The sequence below is a fragment of the Lichenibacterium minor genome, assembly GCF_004137685.1.
GTDB lineage: Bacteria > Pseudomonadota > Alphaproteobacteria > Rhizobiales > Beijerinckiaceae > Lichenihabitans > Lichenihabitans minor.
In genome coordinates this window covers 104,056-119,502 of the sequence record NZ_QYBB01000008.1, presented here as the reverse complement: position 1 = coordinate 119,502, position 15,447 = coordinate 104,056, and the positions used below count along the sequence as shown (strand labels likewise).

Genomic DNA, 15,447 nt, shown 5'->3' with positions numbered 1-15,447 from the left:
CGAGGGATGGCCGCGGCCCGCGGTCCGCCTGACGTGGACGCCGACATCAAGGCCCGCATCGCCGCCCGCGCGGCCGCGCTGGGCTTCGACGGCTGCCGCGTGGCCTCGCCCGACGCCGTGCCGGAAGCCGCGGCGCGCCTGCGCGCCTGGCTCGCCGCCGGCCGCCACGGCACCATGGACTGGATGAGCGACACGGCGGAGCGCCGCGGCAGCCCGGCGGCGCTGTGGCCCGAGGTCCGCTCGGTGATCATGCTGGGGCTGAACTACGGCCCCGAGGACGACCCCCGCGCCGTGCTCGACCGGCGCCACGCCGGCGCCGTCTCGGTCTACGCCCGCCACCGCGACTACCACGACGTGGTGAAGGGCAAGCTGAAGGATCTCGCCGGCTTCGTGGCGCGCCAGGGCGGCGTGGACGCGCGGGGCGCCGCCACGGAGGTGAAGGTCTTCGTCGACACCGCCCCCGTGATGGAGAAGCCGCTGGCGGAAGCCGCCGGGCTCGGCTGGGCCGGCAAGCACACCAACCTCGTGTCGCGCGACTTCGGCTCGTGGCTGTTCCTGGGCTCGATCTTCACCACGCTGCCGCTCGCGCCCGACCCGCCGGGCGGGGATGCGTGCGGCTCCTGCCGGGCCTGCCTCGACGCCTGCCCGACGGGCGCCTTCCCGGCGCCGCGCCAGCTCGACGCGCGGCGCTGCATCTCTTACCTCACCATCGAGCACAAAGGCGCCATCGACCCCGAACTCCGGCCGCTGATGGGCAACCGCATCTACGGCTGCGACGACTGCCTCGCCGCCTGCCCGTGGAACAAGTTCGCGCAGGCCGGGCGGGACGCGAAGCTGCGCGCGCGGGACGACCTCGCCGCGCCCTCGCTCGACGCCTTGTCGCGGCTCGACGACGCGGGGTTCCGGGCCCTGTTCTCGGGCAGCCCCATCAAGCGCATCGGGGTCGACCGCTTCCTGCGCAACGTGGCGATCGCCATCGGCAATTCGGGTGACGCCGCGTTGGCGCCCCGCGCCGTGGCGCTTCTCGCCCATCCGTCGCCGCTCGTGCGCGCCATGGCGGTCTGGGCGGGGCGGCGGCTCCTCGGAACCGAAGGGCTGGCCCTGGCGTCCCCCTCGTGCCGCGCCGCCGAGGCGGACGCGGACGTGCTGGCCGAATGGGAGCGACCGTGAACCTCTTCGTCTTCGGCATCGGCTACACGGCCGGCCACTACCTGCGCCACCACGCCGGGCATTTCGACCGGATCGACGGGACGGTGCGATCGGACGACAAGGTCGCGGCGCTCGCGGCCGACCGCATCCGCGCGCTCCGGTTCGACCCGCCCGAAGCGGATCCCGCCATCGAAGGGGCGCTGGCGGACGCCGACGCGCTGCTGGTGTCGGTGCAGCCCGGCCCCGAGGGCGACCCGGTGCTGGAACGCTTCGGCGCGGTGATCGCGGAAGCGCCGCGGCTGAAGCGCATCGCCTACCTGTCCACCATCGGGGTCTACGGCGACCACGGCGGGGCCTGGATCGACGAGGACGTGCGCCCCGTGCCCGAAAGCGAGCGGGGCCGCGCCCGCCTCGCCGTCGAGGAGCGTTGGCTGGCGCTGGACTCGCGCGCCGGCAAGCAGGTGGCGGTGCTGCGGCTCGCCGGCATCTACGGGCCGGGCCGCAACGCGATCGAGGACCTGCGCGACGGCTCCGCCCGGCGCATCGACAAGCCCGGCCAGGTGTTCAACCGCATCCACGTCGACGACATCGGCCGGGCCATCTCGGCGGCGCTGCTGCACGACGGCATGGGCGGGGCCTGGAACATCGCCGACGACGAGCCGGCCCCCGCGCCCGACGTGGTGGCCTATGCGGCGAAGCTGCTCGGCGTGGCGCCGCCGCCGCTGATCCCCTTCGCCGGGGCCGAGCTGTCGCCCATGGCGCGCTCCTTCTACGGCGCCAACCGCCGCGTCGCGAACCTGCGCATGAAGGACGACCTCGGCGTCCGCCTGGGCTACCCCACCTACCGCGACGGCTTGGCGGCGCTGATGGCCGGGGAAGGCTAGCGGCGCCCCCCGCGGTCCGCCCGGATTGGGGCGGCCTTGCGGCGGGGCGTCGCGCATCACCATATCGGGTCCGACGGGGAATCCGCCCCGCCGCCGCAGGTCCCCCATGTCCCCCTCGCTCCGCCGCTCCTTCCATGCCGCCGCGCTCGCCCTGTCGCTGGCCGCGCTGGCGCCGCTCGGCTCCACCGCGGTCGACGCCAAGGCCGGCGGCGGCTTCTCCTTCGGGTCGCGGGGCGCCCGCACCTTCTCGTCGCCGGGCTTCACCCGCACGGCGCCGGGCGGCGCGGCGCCCATCCAGCGCAGCGAAACGCCCCAGGGCGGCTTCGGCGGTGCACCGGGCGTCGCCCTGTCGCGCGGCTTCGGCTTCGGCTCGGGTCTGGCCGCGGGCCTGCTCGGCGCCGGGCTGTTCGGCCTGCTCGGCGGCCACGGCTTCGGGCTGTTTCCCCTGCTGCTGATCGGCGGGCTGGTCTGGTTCGCGCTGCGCGCCTTCCGGGGCCGTGCCGCGGGCCTCGCGGGCGGCCCGATGTTCCGCACCGCCGCGGCGGGGCCCGCCGGCCCGGCCCCGGGCTTCGGCTCGGGCGGGGGTGGCCCGCGCCCCGGCACGGTGCCGCTCGCCGTGACGCCGGCCGACTTCGACGCCTTCGAGGCGGCGCTGGTCGACATCCAGACCGCCTACGGCCGCGAGGATGCGCCGGCGCTGGGCCGCCTCACCACGCCGGAAGTGTTCCGCACCTTCGACACGGACCTGCGCGCCAACGCGACCCGGGGCGTCCACAACGAGGTGACGGAGCCGCGCCTGCTCCAGGGCGACCTCGCCGAAGCGTGGCGCGAAGGCGTGACCGACTATGCCACGGTAGCGATGCGCTTCTCGCTGCGCGACGTCACGGTGGAGCGCGGCAGCGGTCGCGTGGTCGGCGGCGACCCGTCGCGCCCGACCGAGAGCACCGAGCTGTGGACCTTCCGGCGCGACCGCGGCGGCCCGTGGCTGCTGTCGGCGATCCAGCAGGGGCGCTGAACCCCGCCGCGGGGCGCCACCTCCCGCGGCAACCCGCGACGGCACCGCCGCATTGGTCTTCATCGAGACGGATGCGAGAGCGATGCCGAGACAGGATCCCCACGACTGGATGTGGGCCGAGGCGGTGGCGATGCTGGCCCGCGCCGAGCGCGGCCAGCGCGCCGAGCGGCCGTCGGGCCAGGCGCCACCCCGCCGGGTGCCGCGGCCGGCGGCCTGGACGCCCGCCGTCGACGTCATCGAGACCGAAGCGGCGGTGTTGATCCTCGTGTCGCTGCCCGGCGTCGCCGCCGAGGCCGTCGAGGCGGCGCTGGAAGGCGACAGCGTTGTGGTGTCGGGCCGCCGCACGCTGCCCCCCGAACTGCAGACCGCCGTGATCCACCGTCTGGAGCTGCCCATGGGGCGCTTCGAGCGCCGCATCGCCATCCCGCCCGGGCGCTACGACGGCGTGCGCCGCGACACGCGCGACGGCTGCCTGCTGATCAGCCTGCACAAGGCTTGAGACCGCCATGAACGACATCGATCCCCCCGTCGCCACCCCCGGCGAAGCGTCCGCCGACGCGCGGCAGCCCGCCGTCTTCGAGGTCTCAGCCCCCGCCGGGGCGCCGGACGAGGGCGGCCGCCCGGCCGCCGCGCCGGACGCCGACACGCTGATCATCCTGCCCGTGCGCGACACGGTGCTGTTTCCCGGCACGGTGTTCCCCATCGCGCTGGGCCGCTCGGCCTCCATCGCGGCGGCCCAGCAGGCCGTGCGCGAGGAACGGCAGATCGGCGTCCTGATGCAGCGGGACAGCACCAAGGCGGAGCCCTCGGCCGGCGACTTCCACTCGTTCGGCACCGTCGCCAACGTGCTGCGCTACATCTCGACGCCGGACGGCCAGCACCACGTCGTGGTGCAGGGCGAGTCGCGCTTCCAGGTGGAGGAGTTCCTGCACGAGCAGCCCTTCTTCCGGGCGCGGGTGCGCCTCGTCGTCGAGCCCGAGCAGCGCTCGCCCGACATCGAGGCGCGCTTCGCCAACCTGAGGCGCATGGCGCTCGAAGCCCTGCAGCTCCTGCCGCAGGCGCCGTCCGACCTCGTGGGCGCCGTGCAGACCGCGTCGAGCCCGTCGCAGCTGACCGACCTCGTGGCCGCCTACCTCGACTTCCCGGCCGAGCAGAAGCAGGAGCTGATCGAAACGATCGACCCCGTGGCGCGCATCGACAAGGTGGTGGCCCTGCTGGCCCACCGCCTGGAGGTGCTGCGCTTGACCGCCGAGATCGGGCGGCAAACCAAGGCCACCTTCGACGAGCGCCAGAAGGAAGCGGTGCTGCGCGAGCAGATGGCCGCGATCCAGCGCCAGCTCGGCGAGGGCGACGCCGGCCGCGCCCAGGAGGTGACGGACCTGTCGGCCGCCATCGACAAGGCGGGGATGCCGCCCGACGCCGAAGCCGCCGCCCGCAAGGAGCTGCGCCGCTACGAGCGCTCCTCCGACGCGTCGCCCGAGTCGGGCATGATCCGCAACCACCTCGACTGGATGGTGGAACTGCCCTGGGCGCTCCCCGACGAGGCGCCGATCGACATCGCGCAGGCGCGCCGCGTGCTCGACGCGGACCATTTCGGGCTCGGCAAGATCAAGGACCGCATCGTCGAATATCTCGCGGTGCGCAAGCTCGCCCCCAACGGCAAGGCGCCGATCCTGTGCTTCGCCGGCCCCCCCGGCGTCGGCAAGACGTCGCTCGGCCAGTCGATCGCCCGCGCCATGGGGCGCCCCTTCGTGCGCGTCAGCCTGGGCGGCGTCCACGACGAGGCGGAGATCCGCGGCCACCGCTCGACCTACATCGGCGCGCTGCCCGGCACCATCGTGCAGGGCCTGCGCAAGGCCGGCGCCCGCGACTGCGTGATGATGCTCGACGAGATCGACAAGATGGGGCGCGGCATGGGGGGCGACCCTTCGGCCGCCATGCTGGAGGTGCTCGACCCCGAGCAGAACGCCACCTTCCGCGACAACTACATCGGCACGCCCTTCGACCTGTCGCGCGTGGTGTTCATCGCCACCGCCAACATGCTGGATTCGATCCCCGGGCCGCTGCGCGACCGCATGGAGATCATCACCCTCGCCGGCTACACGCGGGCCGAGAAGCTGGAGATCGCGAAGCGGTACCTCGTGCGGCGGCAGACCGAGGCCAACGGGCTGAAGCCCGGCCAGGTGGACCTCGGCGACGACGCCCTCGGCGCGATCATCGGCGGCTACACGCGGGAATCCGGCGTGCGCAACCTCGAGCGCGAGGTGGGGGCGGTGATGCGCCACGCGGCGGTGAAGATCGCCAGCGGCGAGGCCGAGAGCGTCGTCGTGACGCCGGACGACCTGCCCGCCATCCTGGGGGCCACGCGGTTCGAAAGCGAGGCCGGGATGCGCGCCGGGCTCGCCGGCGTCGCCACCGGCCTCGCCTGGACGCCGGTGGGCGGCGAGATCCTGTTCATCGAGGCCGCGCGCTCGGCGGGGCGCGGCGGCCTGCTGCTGACGGGCCAGCTCGGCGACGTGATGAAGGAATCGGCGCAGATCGCCCTATCCCTCGTCAAGGGCCGCGCGCTCTCGCTCGGCATCGACCCGAAGGCGCTCGACGGCGCCGACATCCACATCCACGTGCCGGCCGGCGCCACGCCCAAGGACGGCCCGAGCGCCGGCGTCGCCATGACGATGGCGCTGGTGTCGCTGCTGGGCGGCCGCCCCGTGCGCCCCGACACCGCCATGACGGGCGAGGTCAGCCTGCGCGGGCTGGTGATGCCGGTGGGCGGCATCAAGGAGAAGGTGCTGGCGGCGGCGGCGGCCGGCATCACCCGCGTGATGCTGCCCGCCCGCAACCGCCGCGACTACGACGACATCCCCGAGGACGTGCGGGACGCGCTGGAGTTCGTGTGGCTGGAGCGGGTCGAGGACGCGGTGGCGGCGGGGCTGGAGCCCGCGCCGGCGGTGGAAGCCGCACCGGGTTCGTGACGCATCGGCTCGCGACAGTTCGAGGTCGCGACCCATGATGCCGTCCTCCGGGGCCGGCCTTCGGCCCGCTCCGAAGCGGTCACACGCGTCCCGGTCGACGGTTTCGCCACGCGGAAAGCGGCCTCGATCGCGGGCCGCTGGATCCGTGGCCCGCGCGCCCGCCACGGTCCGACCGGTCCTTCCGCGGGATCAGCTCAAGCTAAGCCATTGCACTTTGTGGTTGCATACGGTGCCGCTCTATGGTGAACAACGCCGGCGGGGATGCGGGACCCGCCGACGGGCGGCCGAAGCGTCGTTCCAGGCTCGCAACGCCCCTTCCCGCTTTGATTCTCGAGGGTTGATCGTCATGGCGCTTCCGAAGTTCCTGCAGTTCGGCAAAAGCTACTCCAACACCACGATAGACCTGTCGTCGCACACCGCATCGGAGGTGGTCGAGGCGAGCCAGACGTCGGGATCCACCATCGAACTCGGATCGGGAGCCACGACCCTCACGTCCGGCGATTCCGACACCGTTTACGCGGGAACGGGCACCGATTTCGTGTACAGCGCGAAGGGAACGTCTCTCGTGACCGGTGCCGGATCGGACACGTTCGTCTACGGCGTCGGCTCGAAGGCACAAACGTTTGGCATGATCGGCGCCTGCGTGGTGGACGACAGCGGCAACAACAGCGAGACGATCGAGATCTCCAAGGCCTTCTTCGGATCGACGGCTGCACAGCAGAATGCCAATCTGGCCGCCGCCATCAAGCAGGCCAACTCCAAAGCCGGGGTCCAGACGGACGGCAGCCGTCTTTTGACGATCGACAAGGCCGGCGACAGCATCCAGTTCCTGTCTGGGGCGAAGCTCGACATCAACCACTTCAAACTCGTCTGACCGGGGCCGGAGCGCAGGTCTGGCCCCATGCGGACGGCGGTCGACCGACCGCCGCGTCGCATGCGGCCGGTCGGGCGAAGGCTCGGCGCCGGGACGACGGTGCCCTTCCCCGCTCGGCGATCCGTGCCGGGTCCAGCGTCATGACGCGTCCCGCATCCGCCGGACCCGTGGCGGCGTCGGCCCTGCGGGCCTCGGACCCGCCCGTCCGCTTCGCCGCCCCACCCTGCGGTGCGGGGCGGACGCCGTCGTCCGCCGAAGCACGCTCGCCCCCGTGAAGGGGGCACGGCGGCTCCGCACCCGTCGCCGTCATTCGCGTTCCGCCATCCCCTCCAGCGCGTCGAGCAGCGCCCCCACCTTCGTGTCCTCGTATTCGAAGAACCCCAGGCTTTCCGTCAGCAGCAGGCCCAGCGCGGCGAAGAACAGCACCGAGGGTGCGCCCGGCGCGCCGGCGCCGTCGATCTTGCCCAGCGTTTCGGCGATCTTGTCCCGAAAGCCCTCCAGCGCCTTCGGGTTCTCGGCCGAGGCCACCAGCAGCGCCTTGGGAAACCCGTCCTCGCGGCCGTAATGGGCGCGGGCGTGGCGGATCATCGCCAGGAGCGGCGCGATCCGCGAGGGCGGCAGGCCGGCCTCGATCTCGCGCATCTCGGCGTCCATGCGGCCGAACTGGTGGCGCACCATCGCGGCGATCAGGGCGTCCTTGCTGGCGAAGTGGTGCATCACCCCGCCCTTGGACAGCCCCGCCTCCGCCGCCACGGCGTCGATGGTCAGCCGCGCCGCGCCTTCGCGCCGGATCAAGGCTTCGGCGGCCTCCAGGATCACCTCCGGCGTCTGCGCCGACCTCCGCCTCACCGCCACGCCGCGACCTCCGAACAAACCGACTGGACGGTCTGTATCGTGCGTGCTATCCCGCTCGGCGTCAATCCCGAGTTCGGCCCCCCATGCCCGGCATCCCCCGTCTCATCCCCGCCGCCGTCGCGGCTGCCGCCCTCGCGGCGGCCTTCGCGGCCCCCTCCTGCCAGGCCGCCGAGGACGCGCCGGCGAAGCCGCGGCTGCGCGTGATGGTCGCCACCGCGCTGCAGCGCGACCTCGCCCCCGCCATCACGCTGACGGGCGACGTCGAGCCGCGCTATACCAGCGACCTGTCGTTCCGGGCCGGCGGCAAGATCGCCACCCGCGCCGTTGAGGTCGGCCAGCACGTCGCGGCCGACCAGGTGCTGGCGACGATAGACCCCGCCGAACAGACCGCCAACCTGCAGAACGCCCGCGCGGCGCTGGCTTCCGCGCAGGCGCTGCTCACCCAGGCGCAGCTCGGCTTCGCCCGTCAGAAGAGCCTGATGGGCTCCGGCTACACGACGCGCAGCGCCTTCGACAACGCCGAGCAGAGCCTCCGCGTCACCCAGGCGTCGGTGGATTCCGCCCAGGCGGCCCTCGGCACGGCCGAGGAGCAGCTCGGCTTCACGGAGCTGCGCTCCGGCGTGGCCGGCATCGTCACGGCGCGGGACGCCGAGGTCGGGCAGGTGGTGGGGGCGGGCACGCGCGTCTTCACGCTGGCGCAGGACGGGCCGCGCGACGCCGTGTTCAACGTCTACGAGGCGCTGCTGGTCGAGCCCCCGAAAGGCGGCATCGCGGTGGCGCTGCAGTCCGACCCGTCGGTCGTGGCGACCGGAACCGTGCGCGAAATCTCGCCCACGGTCGACCCGGCGTCCGGCACCGTGCGGGTGAAGGTGGCGCTGGCGGCGACGCCCCCGCGCATGTCGCTCGGCGCCACGGTGCTGGGCACGGGGCGGTTCCGGCCGCAGCGCGGCATCACCCTGCCGTGGAGCGCGCTGTTCCGCCAGGGCGACGGGCCGGCCGTGTGGGTGCTGGGGCGGGACGGGACGGTGTCGCTCCACCCCGTGACGGTGGCCCGCTACCTCGACGACGCTATGGTGCTGTCCTCCGGCGTCGAGGCGGGGCAGCGCGTCGTGACGGCGGGGATCCAGTTCCTGCGGCCCGGTCAGGCGGTCGACGCCGTCGAGGGAGGCGCGCCGTGAGCGAGGCTCGACGCGGTCGGGGCGCGGTGCCCGGGTTTCGCCGGGGGACGCGGGGAACGCCGAACCCGCCGTGGCTCGTGATGGCGGCGGCGCTCGCGCTCGCCGGCTGCGACCGGAAGGAGGCCGAGGCGCCCGTCCCCGTCCGACCCGTGCTCTACACCGTGGTGGCCCCCGTCACCTCCGAAACATTCGGGCCCTTCGCCGGCACGGTGGAGCCGCGCTATTCCGCCAAGCTCGGCTTCCAGATCGCCGGCCGCATGGTGGCGCGCGACGTCGAGGTCGGCGACCTCGTCAAGCCCGGCCAGCGCCTGGCCGCGCTCGACGCCAAGGTGCCCTCCTTCGCGCTGAACCAGGCCAAGGCCGACGTCGCCGACGCCGAAGCGCAGAACAGCAACGCCGCCGCCACCGCGGCGCGGCAGAAGCGGCTCTACGACGGCGGCTCGGTCACGAAGGCCCAGCTCGAAACCGCGACGGCGGCGGCCGACACCGCGGCGGCCCGCCTCGTCCAGGCCCGCGCGGGCCTGCAGAAGGCCCAGGACCAGTTCGGCTACACGGAGCTGCGCTCCGACGGCGCCGGCGTCGTCACGGCCTGGACCGCCGAGGTGGCGCAGGTGGTGCCGGCCGGCCAATCCGTCGTCACGGTGGCGCGGCCTGACGTGATCGAGGCCGTGGTGGACATCCCCGACGGACTGATCGGCGGGGTTCGCCCCGGCGAAGCCTTCTCGGTGGCGCTGCAATCCGCCCCCGGCGTCACGGCGCGGGGCGCGGTGCGCGAGATCGCGCCGCAGTCCGACAGCGCCACCCGCACCCGCCGGGTGCGCCTGACCCTGGAAGGGCCGCCGCCCGCCTTCCGCCTCGGCACCACCGTCGCGGTGTCGCTGCGTCGCCCGATCCCGCCCCGCATCGCCCTGCCGGCGACCGCCCTGCGCAGCCGCGACGGCCATGACGCCGTGTGGCTGGTCACCGGCGACCGGGTCGTGTCGCGCGACGTCACCGTCGCCGACCGCGGCGCCGATGCCGTCACGGTGGAAACCGGCCTCGCCGCCGACGACGAGGTCGTCATCGCGGGCGTGCACAGCCTGTCCGAAGGCCAGGCCGTGCGCCTCGGCAAGCCGCTTTGAAGGGGGATGCGATGACACCCGAGATCCCCGCCGAGGACCTTCCGGAGGCGCCCGGCTTCAACCTGTCCGAATGGGCGCTCGAACACCGCTCCTTCGTGTGGTTCCTGATGCTGGTGTCGCTGCTGGCCGGCGTCATGGCCTACCGCGGCCTCGGCCGCGAGGAGGACCCGCCCTTCGCCATCAAGACCATGATCGTGTCGGCCTCCTGGCCCGGCGCCACCGTGGGCGAAACGATGGACCAGGTCACCGACCGCATCGAGAAGGAGCTCCAGCAGATCGACGCGCTCGACTACACCAAGAGCTACACGACGCCGGGCAAGACCACCGTCTTCGTGCAGCTCAAGGACACCATCGACAAGCGCGCCATCGGCCAGGTCTTCTACCAGGTGCGCAAGCACATCGGCGACATCGCGGGCGACTTCCCCTCGGGCGTCCAGGGGCCCTTTTTCAACGACGAGTTCGGCGACGTTTTCGGCAACGTCTACGCCTTTACGGCGGACGGCCTGAGCTTCCGCCAGCTGCGCGACTACGTCGAGCGCGTGCGGACCGACATCCTCAAGGTGCCGAGCATCGGCAAGATGCAGCTCCTCGGCACCCAGGACGAGGAGATCCGCCTCGATTTCTCCATCCGCAAGATGGCCGGCCTCGGCGTCGACACGCAGACGCTCATCAAGACCCTGCAGGCCCAGAACGCCATCTCGCCGTCCGGCGTCGTGCAGGCCGGGCCCGAGCGCGTCAGCCTGCGGGTCGGCGGCCAGTTCAGCTCGGAGGACAGCCTGAAGGCCATCGACCTGCGCATCAACGACCGCTTCTTCCGGCTGAGCGACATCGCCGACATTTCGCGCGGCACCGTGGACCCGCCCCAGCCGATGTTCCGCTACGGCGGCAAGCCCGCCATCGGCCTCGCCATCGCCATGCAGCCGTCCGGCAACCTCCTCCACTTCGGCGACGCCTTGAAGGCGCGCATGCGCCAGGTCGAGGCGGAGCTGCCGGTCGGCGTCGGCGTGCACCTCGTGTCGGACCAGCCCAAGGTCGTCGAGGAAGCGGTCGGCGGCTTCACGGAAGCGCTGGTGGAAGCCGTCGCCATCGTGCTCCTCGTGTCCTTCGTCAGCCTCGGCTTCCGCGCGGGCCTCGTCGTCGCCTGCTCGATCCCGCTGGTGCTCGCCATCGTGTTCGTGGTCATGGGCGAGATGAACGTGTCGCTGCAGCGCATCTCGCTCGGCGCCCTCATCATCGCGCTGGGCCTGCTGGTCGACGACGCGATGATCACCGTGGAAACCATGGTGGCGCGGCTGGAGCGCGGCGAAAGCCTGCGCCGCGCCGCCACCTTCGCCTATTCGTCGACCGCTTTCCCGATGCTCACCGGCACGCTGGTGACGGTGGCGGGGTTCATCCCCATCGGCTTCAACGGGTCGTCGGCGGGCGAATACACCTATTCGCTGTTCGTCGTCATCGCGGCGTCGCTGGTCGTGTCCTGGATCGTGGCGGTGCTCTTCGCGCCGCTCATCGGCGTCACGCTGCTGCCCCGCAGGGTGAAGCACCACGCGGACCGCAAGGGCGCCGTGGCGCGGGCCTTCTCGGTCATGCTCGCCGTGGCGATGCGGGGCCGCTGGCTGACGGTCGGCTTCTGCGCCGCGCTGCTGGTCGCGTCCTTCGTCGGCATGGGCTTCGTGCAGCAGCAGTTCTTCCCGTCGGCCGACCGGCCCGACCTGCTGGTCGACATGACGCTGCCGCAGAACAGCTCGATCGCCGAAACCCGCCGCCAGATGGACCGCTTCGAGAAAGCGCTCGCCGGCGACCCCGACATCCGGTCCTGGAGCTCCTACGTGGGGCAGGGGGCGGTGCGGTTCTACCTGCCGCTCGACCAGCAGCTCGCCAACGCCTTCTTCGGGCAGATCGTGCTGGAGCCGCGCGACCTCGCCGCCCGCGAGCGCGTGCAGGAGAAGCTGCGCCGCTTCGCGGCCGACGACTTCGTCGGCATCGACGTCTTCGTCCACCCCCTCGACCTCGGCCCGCCGGTGGGCCGCCCGGTCCAGTACCGCCTGTCCGGCCCCGACCTCCAGGTGGTGCGGGACCGCGCGCTGGAGCTGGCCAACATCGTCGCCGCCAACGCCCATGTCGGCCAGCCCACCTTCGACTGGAACGAGCCCGGCAAGGTGGTGCGGATCGACGTCCTGCAGGACAAGGCGCGCCAGCTCGGCGTGACGTCGCAGGACGTGGCGGGGCTGCTCAACGGCATCGTGGGCGGGACGACCATCACGGACGTGCGCGACAGCATCTACCTCGTGCCGATCGTCGGCCGCGCGGAGCGCACGGAGCGCGACACGGTCGACACGCTGCAGGGCCTGCAGGTGCCGCTGTCCAACGGCACCGTCGTGCCGCTCCTGTCCTTCGCCACGATCCACGACGGGCTGGAGCAGCCCATCGTGTGGCGGCGCGACCGGCTGCCCACCATCACGGTGAAGAGCAACATCGCCGACGGCGTGCAGCCCGCCACCGTGGTGGCCGAACTGGCGCCCGCCATCGCGGCCTTCGCGGCGAAGCTCCCGGCCGAATACGGCCTCGCCACCGGCGGCGCCGTCGAGGAAAGCGCCAAGGGGCAGGGGCCCATCGCGGCGGTCGCGCCCCTGATGCTGCTCGCCATGGCGACGCTGCTGATGGTGCAGCTGCAAAGCTTCGGCAAGCTGCTGCTGGTGGCCAGCGTGGCGCCGCTCGGGCTGATCGGCGTGGTGATCGCGCTGCTGGGGTCCGGCAAGCCGATGGGCTTCGTGGCCATCCTCGGCATCCTGGCCCTCATCGGCATCATCATCCGCAATTCGGTGATCCTGGTGACCCAGATCGACGAATACGAGGCGACCGGGATGGACCGCTGGCAGGCCGTGGTGGAAGCCACCGAGCACCGCATGCGGCCGATCCTGCTCACCGCCGCGGCGGCGAGCCTGGGGCTCATCCCCATCGCCGGCCAGGTGTTCTGGGGCCCGATGGCGGTGGCGATGATCGGCGGCATCCTGGTGGCGACGGCGCTCACGCTGCTGTTCCTGCCCGCCCTCTACATCGGCTTCTACGGCATCCAGGCCCCACCGCGGGGCGTGCCCGCGGCGGCCGGGGCCGGACGGGTCGACGGGGCGGCGTCGCCGGCGTGACCCGCCGGCGTCAGTCCCCCGACGCCAGCTTCAACCCCACGATCCCGAGCAGGATCAGCGCGACGCTGCCGACCCGCAGCGCGGACGCGGGCTCGCCCAGCACCGCCACGCCGAGCGCGAAGGCACCCAGCGCGCCGATGCCGGTCCAGGCCGCATAGGCGGTACCGAGCGGCAGTGAGCGCAGGGCGAAGGACAGCAGCGCGAAGCTCAGCGCCGCCGCGGCCAGCGTCGCCACGCTGGGCCACAGCCGCGTGAACCCGTCCGACCGCTTCATCGCGTAGGACCAGGCGACCTCCAGCAGCCCCGCCACGGCGAGCACCGCCCAGGCCAGCGAGGGGGGCGTCACGCGGCGGTCCGCGGGGCGGCGTCGGCCTGGGCCCGCGCCACGTTGGCGATGAACTGCCGGGCGCTGGCCGACCACGTGTAGCCGAGCGAGAAGGCGCGCGCCCGCTCGCGCGGCACCGCCAGGGCGGCGCGGCAGGCGTCCCCGAGGTCGTCCCGCATCACGCCGGCGTCGCCGCCGGCCAGCACGTCGCGCGGCCCCGGCACCGGATAGGCCGCCACCGGCAGCCCGCTCGCCAGGGCTTCCAGCATGACGTTGCCGAACGTGTCGGTGCGGCTCGGGAAGACGAACACGTCGGCGCTGCTGTAGATTTCGGCCAGCGCTTCGCCGGTCCGCACGCCGAGAAAGCGCGCCGCGGGATAGCGGACCTCGAGGTCGGCCCGCGCCGGCCCGTCGCCCACGACCACCTTGGTGCCGGGCAGGGCGAGCTTCAGGAAGGCTTCCACGTTCTTCTCCACCGCGACCCGCCCGACGCACAGGAAGATCGGCCGCGGCAGGTCGAGCACCGCATGGTCGCGGGGCCGGAACAGCGCGTGGTCGACGCCGCGCGACCAGCGCATGAGGTGGGCGAAACCCCTCCCCCCGAGGTCCTCCGCCACCGTGGCGGTCGCCACCATGGTGCCGCAGCCGGCGTTGTGGAAGCGCCGCAGCCAGGCGTAGCTCCAGGCACGGGGGACGGGCGCGCGTGCCGCGAGGTAGTCGGGGAAATGCGTGTGGTAGCTCGTCGTGAAGGGCCGGCCGACGCGCAGGCAGTGGCGCCGCGCCGCCAGGCCCATCGGCCCCTCGGTGGCGACGTGGACGTGGTCGGGCCGCAGGGATTCGATGCGAGGCCCGAGCCGCGACGCCGTGACGAGCGCCAGGCGGATGTCCGGGTAGGTGGGGAGGCCGACCGTGGGCCAGCCTTCCGGCGTTTCCGGCAGGATTTCGGCACCGAGGTCGGCCGCCTCGCGCCGCAGCGCCTCGATCGACCGGACCACGCCGTTGACCTGAGGGTGCCAGGCGTCGGTGGCGACCAGGATCCGCATCAGGCGGCGGCCTTGGCGGCCTCCTCGCCGAGGTTGAGGTCGAGGTCGGCCTCGGCGACGGCCGAGGTGGCGCTGCCCGTGGTGAGCCAGCGCATCACCTCGAGGCGGCCGTCGTGGTGCTCGGCCACGAAGGAGCAGGATTCGACGAAGTCCCCGCAGTTCGCGTAGGTGATGCCGCCAATCTCGCGCATGGCGGCGTGGTGGATGTGGCCGCACACGACGCCTTGGGCATCGTGGCGCGCGGCCTCCTCGACCAGCGCGGTCTCGAACTCGCCGATGAAGGACACGATGTTCTTCACCTTCAGCTTCGCCCAGGCCGAGAACGACCAGTACGGGAAGCCGAGCCGGCGGCGGACGACGTTGAAGGCGTGGTTCGTCACCAGGGCGGCGCGATAGGCCCAGTCGCCGAGATAGGCGAGCCACACGGCGTAGCGCACCACCACGTCGAAATCGTCGCCGTGGGTGATCAGCAGGCGGCGGCCGTCCGCGGTCGTGTGGATGGCGGTGCGCATCACCTCGACGCCGCCGAAGGTCATGCCGACGTATTCGCGGGCGAACTCGTCGTGGTTGCCGGGGATGTACACCATGCGGCTGCCGCGGCGCACCTTGCGCAGCAGCTTCTGCACGACGTCGTTGTGGGCCTGCGGCCAGTACCAGCCGGATTTGAGCTTCCAGCCGTCGACGATGTCGCCGACGAGGTAGATGGTGTCGGCGTCGTTGTGCTTGAGGAAATCGAGGATCAGGGCGTGCTGGCACCCGCGGGTTCCGAGGTGCAGGTCCGAGATGAACAGGGTCCGGTAGTGGGCGGTCTTCTGCGTCATCGCGTTACTCGGCGCTCCTTCGTCGACGCTGGCGACTCTAAGCCATGCCGGCCGCGCGACGGATGAC

The 15,447-nt window shown here is 72.7% G+C and carries 13 protein-coding genes; 9 read left to right on the top strand and 4 right to left on the bottom strand.

Annotation, left to right across the window (positions count from 1 at the left end):
• The first annotated feature begins 6 nt into the window (after window positions 1-6).
• The 6 genes from queG (at window position 7) to D3273_RS09505 (ending at window position 6,894) form a co-directional block, all read left to right on the top strand.
• Complete coding sequence (gene queG / locus D3273_RS09530; protein WP_129225818.1) at window positions 7-1,170, top strand: tRNA epoxyqueuosine(34) reductase QueG; 1,164 nt, start codon at window positions 7-9, stop codon at window positions 1,168-1,170.
• Window positions 1,167-2,033, top strand: a complete 867-nt coding sequence (locus D3273_RS09525; protein ID WP_129225816.1) for an SDR family oxidoreductase — start codon at window positions 1,167-1,169, stop codon at window positions 2,031-2,033. Before queG ends, D3273_RS09525 begins: the two co-directional genes overlap by 4 nt.
• 106 nt (window positions 2,034-2,139) lie before the next feature.
• Window positions 2,140-3,048, top strand: coding sequence for a Tim44 domain-containing protein (locus D3273_RS09520; RefSeq protein ID WP_129225814.1), 909 nt, complete (start codon window positions 2,140-2,142; stop codon window positions 3,046-3,048).
• An 82-nt stretch (window positions 3,049-3,130) separates the two neighbouring features.
• Window positions 3,131-3,547 carry an Hsp20/alpha crystallin family protein gene (locus D3273_RS09515; RefSeq protein WP_129225812.1) on the top strand — a complete coding sequence of 139 codons (417 nt, stop codon included), beginning with the start codon at window positions 3,131-3,133 and terminating at the stop codon, window positions 3,545-3,547.
• A 7-nt stretch (window positions 3,548-3,554) separates the two neighbouring features.
• Window positions 3,555-6,020: an endopeptidase La gene (gene lon / locus D3273_RS09510; protein WP_129225810.1), complete on the top strand. Its 2,466-nt coding sequence runs from the start codon at window positions 3,555-3,557 to the stop codon at window positions 6,018-6,020.
• Window positions 6,021-6,366: 346 nt separating this feature from the next.
• On the top strand, window positions 6,367-6,894 hold the full coding sequence (locus D3273_RS09505; protein WP_129225808.1) for a hypothetical protein: 528 nt from the start codon (window positions 6,367-6,369) through the stop codon (window positions 6,892-6,894).
• A gap of 306 nt (window positions 6,895-7,200) precedes the next feature.
• On the opposite strand, the gene D3273_RS09500 is transcribed toward D3273_RS09505, so the two are convergent.
• The gene (locus D3273_RS09500; protein WP_129225806.1) at window positions 7,201-7,749 is read right to left on the bottom strand and encodes a TetR/AcrR family transcriptional regulator; all 549 of its coding nucleotides are present in this window, start codon (window positions 7,747-7,749) and stop codon (window positions 7,201-7,203) included.
• An 83-nt stretch (window positions 7,750-7,832) separates the two neighbouring features.
• Between D3273_RS09500 and D3273_RS09495 the strand changes: the two genes are divergently transcribed.
• The 3 genes from D3273_RS09495 to D3273_RS09485 all read left to right on the top strand — a co-directional run bounded on the left by D3273_RS09495 (window position 7,833) and on the right by D3273_RS09485 (window position 13,191).
• The gene (locus tag D3273_RS09495) at window positions 7,833-8,927 is read left to right on the top strand and encodes an efflux RND transporter periplasmic adaptor subunit (RefSeq protein ID WP_129225804.1); all 1,095 of its coding nucleotides are present in this window, start codon (window positions 7,833-7,835) and stop codon (window positions 8,925-8,927) included.
• An 80-nt stretch (window positions 8,928-9,007) separates the two neighbouring features.
• Window positions 9,008-10,048, top strand: coding sequence for an efflux RND transporter periplasmic adaptor subunit (locus tag D3273_RS09490; RefSeq protein WP_129225970.1), 1,041 nt, complete (start codon window positions 9,008-9,010; stop codon window positions 10,046-10,048).
• Between the two features lie 11 nt (window positions 10,049-10,059).
• A complete protein-coding gene (locus tag D3273_RS09485; RefSeq protein WP_129225802.1) occupies window positions 10,060-13,191 on the top strand; it encodes an efflux RND transporter permease subunit in 3,132 nt (1,043 codons plus the stop codon).
• Window positions 13,192-13,201: 10 nt separating this feature from the next.
• On the opposite strand, the gene D3273_RS09480 is transcribed toward D3273_RS09485, so the two are convergent.
• From D3273_RS09480 to D3273_RS09470, 3 genes are read right to left on the bottom strand one after another with little or no spacing between them, the layout of a single operon-like run.
• A complete protein-coding gene (locus D3273_RS09480; protein ID WP_129225968.1) occupies window positions 13,202-13,522 on the bottom strand; it encodes a DMT family transporter in 321 nt (106 codons plus the stop codon).
• Between the two features lie 11 nt (window positions 13,523-13,533).
• Window positions 13,534-14,559 carry a glycosyltransferase family 4 protein gene (locus tag D3273_RS09475; protein WP_129225800.1) on the bottom strand — a complete coding sequence of 342 codons (1,026 nt, stop codon included), beginning with the start codon at window positions 14,557-14,559 and terminating at the stop codon, window positions 13,534-13,536.
• Window positions 14,559-15,380 (bottom strand): UDP-2,3-diacylglucosamine diphosphatase, encoded by an 822-nt coding sequence (locus D3273_RS09470; RefSeq protein WP_129225798.1) that lies wholly within the window; start codon window positions 15,378-15,380, stop codon window positions 14,559-14,561. The genes D3273_RS09475 and D3273_RS09470 overlap by 1 nt, the downstream gene beginning before the upstream one ends.
• Window positions 15,381-15,447 lie beyond the last annotated feature (67 nt).